Below are 2924 nucleotides of genomic sequence, written 5' to 3' on the forward strand. Positions count from 1 at the left end.
CGCGGGGGCGCGCGCCTGAGCCCCCCCCCCCCCGTGTGGCGCTCGCCCCCCCCCCCCCCTCGCGGCGGCGTGTTCGTCTCGCCCCCCCCCCCCCCCCCCTCCGCGGTGTGCCTCGGGCGCCCGTGCGGCGCCCCGGGGTCAGAGTGCGCCGAAGCCGACCTTGCGGACCGACTGCTCGCCGATCTCCACGTAGGCGAGCCGGTCCGACGGGACCAGGACCTTGCGGCCGTGCTCGTCCACCAGGCTCAGCAGCGGCGACTTGCCGCCGAGGGCGTCGGCGACGGCGCCCTCCACCTCCTCGGCAGTCTGCGCGCTCTCGAGAACGATCTCGCGGGGCGCGTGCTGCACGCCGATCTTGACCTCCACGGCTGATGTCCCTCCGACGGTCAGTTGGGTGCGCGGACAGCCGCGCCGTACGCAGCACACATTAGCCCGGTACGGGGAGGTGCAGGGCGCCCCGGGGCACGCCGGGAGCGAACACGGTCAGTGGGGATCGATGCCGTGCAGCGGGAAACCCGCGATGCCCTTCCAGGCGAGGGAGGTCAGCAGGCCCACCGCGGTCTCCCGCGGGACCTTGCTGTCGGCGGCCAGCCAGTAACGCGCCACGACCTGCGAGACGCCGCCGAGGCCCACGGCCAGCAGCATCGACTCGTCGCGCGAGAGGCCGGTGTCCTCGGCGATCACCGCGCAGATCGCCTCGGCGCACTCCAGCGAGACCTTGTCGACCCGCTCGCGGACCGCCGGTTCGTTGGTCAGGTCCGACTCGAAGACCAGCCGGAACGCGCCGCCCGGGTCCTCGACGTAGGCGAAGTAGGCGTCCATCGTCGCCGCGACGCGCTGCTTGTTGTCGGTCGTCGACGCCAGCGCCGTCCGCACCGAGTGCAGCAGCGCCTCGCAGTGCTGGTCGAGCAGGGCCAGGTAGAGGTCCAGCTTGCCCGGGAAGTGCTGGTAGAGCACCGGCTTGCTGACGCCCGCCCGCTCGGCGATGTCGTCCATCGCCGCGGAGTGGTAGCCCTGCGCGACGAACACTTCCTGTGCCGCACCCAGAAGCTGGTTGCGCCGTGCTCGGCGCGGCAGACGTGTGCCCCGCGGGCGTGCCGCCTCGGTCTGCTCGATGGCGCTCACGCTGCCTCCCAGAAGTCGTTCCGTACGCGGCGTACGCAAGGCGGTACACCGCGCCCGCCATCGTACTTTTGGGTAACCGGGCTGTGGGCGGTCGGAGCCGAGAAAATCCGGTCCGGACCCTTGTGGGAAGGTGACATAACACCCCAGGTCATCGATATTCGTCTTCGTTGAGTTCCACGACGCGGGACTGTTCGGCGCGGTCCGCCTCGTTCGCGGCGTCGAGGTCGGTGCCGGACAGCGTCTCGTCGCGGTGGGGCGCGACGTCCGCGTGCTGTTCCTGGGCGTCGGCCTCCGGAGCCTCGTCGGGGAAGCCGGTTCCGTTCTCGTCGTCGAAGGTGTCCGGGTCGCTCGGATCGACCGGCATGGCGCTCCCTCTCTGGAGTCTCTCGGTCCGCTGTGCCTTCCTCGCCCCGGGCCGGTGGGCGGTTCGGGCCTCCGGCCGCGGGCGGGCCGGGGGCGCCCTTCGTATCGAGCCTAGGAGAGCGGGCGCGGCAGCGCGATGCGATGTGTGACGGCGAACACATCGGTGCGCGCGTGATCATCTCGTAACATCGACGGCATGTCTTCGACGGAGTCGCCCGACACCCGGACCGCAGCCCTTCCGGTGCCGCCCGGTGGTCCGGGACGCCCCGGCCCGCAGGAGGCCGCCGAGACGCTGCGGCTGGTGCCGCTCTCCGGCCTGACGCTCGGTGTGCGCACCCCGGCGCCGCTGCCGGAGTCCGGTGCGGGCGCGGTGCGGGAGCGGGAGCCCGCGCTGTACGTCCATGGGCTCGGCGGCTCGTCGCGGAACTGGTCGGCGCTGATGCCGCTGCTCGCCGACCGGCTCGACGGCGAGGCGCTCGATCTGCCCGGCTTCGGTGAGGCGCCGCCGCCCGACGACGGCAACTACGCGGTCGCCGCGCAGGCCCGCGCGGTCATCCGGTATCTGGACGCGGCCGGTCGCGGTCCGGTCCACCTCGTCGGCAACTCCATGGGCGGCGCCGCCGCGACGCGGGTGGCCGCCGCCCGGCCCGATCTCGTCCGCACTCTGACGCTGATCTCGCCGGCCCTGCCGGAGCTGCGGCCGCAGCTGACGGCGGTCCCCACCGCGCTGCTCGCGGTGCCCGGCACCACCCGCCTCTTCGCCCGCCTCACCCGCGACTGGACGCCCGAGCACCGCACCCGCGAGGTGCTGGGGCTCTGCTACGGCGACCCGCGCAACGTCACCCCCGACGGCTTCCGCGACGCGGTCGACGAGTACGCCAAGCGGCTCGAACTCCCGTACTTCTGGGAGGTGATGGAGCGCTCCGCCCGCGGACTGGTCAATGCGTACACCCTGGGCGGGCAGCACAATCTGTGGCGGCAGGCGGAGCGGGTGCTCGCGCCGACGCTCCTCGTCTACGGTGGGCGCGACCGGCTCGTCTCGTACCGGATGGCGCGGCGGGCCGCCGCCGCCTTCCGCGGGGCGCGGCTGGTGACGCTGCCCGAGGCCGGGCACGTGGCGATGATGGAGTACCCGCGGACGGTGGCGCGGGCCATCCGGGAACTGATCGACGACACGGCGGCGGCCGGTACGGGCAGGAGCTGACGGAGCGTGGGACGGCACAGCCGAGGCGGGACACCGGACGGGCACGACACGACGGAGACGGCGGTGCCGCGCCCGGCGGCCGCGGCCGAGCCGGGCAGCGGGCGCCGCAGGCGCGGACCGGGTGACGGTGAACGGCCGCACCCGGCGGAGCCCGCCGCCCGCCCGCACGGCGCCGCACACCCGGGCCCCGCGCGCGAGGGCGTGCGCGGCGGCCACCCCGAGCAGCGGGAGC

At 74.2% G+C, this 2924-nt stretch carries 4 protein-coding genes and 1 pseudogene; 2 read left to right on the forward strand and 3 right to left on the reverse strand.

What is annotated here, in order from left to right; translation table 11 throughout:
- Window positions 1-138: 138 nt before the first annotated feature.
- The 3 genes from ACFWWQ_RS29020 to ACFWWQ_RS29030 all read right to left on the reverse strand — a co-directional run bounded on the left by ACFWWQ_RS29020 (window position 139) and on the right by ACFWWQ_RS29030 (window position 1489).
- Window positions 139-366, reverse strand: coding sequence for a DUF3107 domain-containing protein (locus ACFWWQ_RS29020; RefSeq protein WP_143941499.1), 228 nt, complete (start codon window positions 364-366; stop codon window positions 139-141).
- Between the two features lie 117 nt (window positions 367-483).
- Complete coding sequence (locus ACFWWQ_RS29025) at window positions 484-1125, reverse strand: TetR/AcrR family transcriptional regulator (RefSeq protein ID WP_384602170.1); 642 nt, start codon at window positions 1123-1125, stop codon at window positions 484-486.
- Between the two features lie 148 nt (window positions 1126-1273).
- Window positions 1274-1489: a hypothetical protein gene (locus ACFWWQ_RS29030; RefSeq protein ID WP_384602172.1), complete on the reverse strand. Its 216-nt coding sequence runs from the start codon at window positions 1487-1489 to the stop codon at window positions 1274-1276.
- A gap of 195 nt (window positions 1490-1684) precedes the next feature.
- Here ACFWWQ_RS29030 and ACFWWQ_RS29035 point away from each other — a divergent pair, with 195 nt between their 5' ends.
- A complete protein-coding gene (locus ACFWWQ_RS29035) occupies window positions 1685-2692 on the forward strand; it encodes an alpha/beta fold hydrolase (protein ID WP_384602174.1) in 1008 nt (335 codons plus the stop codon).
- Between the two features lie 6 nt (window positions 2693-2698).
- Window positions 2699-2924, forward strand: a pseudogene (locus ACFWWQ_RS29040) (hypothetical protein); the annotation flags it as partial.

Source organism: Streptomyces sp. NPDC059080, assembly GCF_042739975.1.
Classification (GTDB): Bacteria; Actinomycetota; Actinomycetes; order Streptomycetales; family Streptomycetaceae; genus Streptomyces; species Streptomyces benahoarensis.

What these genes read in the sequence shown, in the direction of transcription:
- ACFWWQ_RS29030 (WP_384602172.1), bottom strand. Translation starts at nt 1,489, where the DNA reads ATGCCGGTCGATCCGAGCGACCCGGACACCTTCGACGACGAGAACGGA.
- ACFWWQ_RS29035 (WP_384602174.1), top strand. Translation starts at nt 1,685, where the DNA reads ATGTCTTCGACGGAGTCGCCCGACACCCGGACCGCAGCCCTTCCGGTG.